Consider the following 201-nt stretch of genomic DNA (forward strand, 5'->3'; position numbering starts at 1 on the left):
ACCGGTTCCACTGGAACTACTGGCTCTACCGGTTCCACTGGAACTACTGGCTCTACCGGTTCCACTGGAACTACTGGGGCTACTGGACTTACTGGCTCCACTGGGCCTACCGGGGCTACTGGGGCTACTGGTTCCACTGGACTTACTGGCTCCACTGGGCCTACTGGAACTACTGGCTCTACCGGTTCCACTGGAACTACT

At 57.7% G+C, this 201-nt stretch carries 1 protein-coding gene; it reads right to left on the reverse strand.

All coding sequences use genetic code 11. The features are described 5' to 3' along the window. On the reverse strand, positions 1–201 hold a 201-nt coding region (locus tag ACQRBL_RS33060), incomplete at both ends, for a hypothetical protein (RefSeq protein ID WP_427736517.1).

Origin of the sequence: Bacillus sp. AF62, from assembly GCF_050312695.1 — a bacterium.
Taxonomy (GTDB): domain Bacteria; phylum Bacillota; class Bacilli; order Bacillales; family Bacillaceae_G; genus Bacillus_A; species Bacillus_A cereus.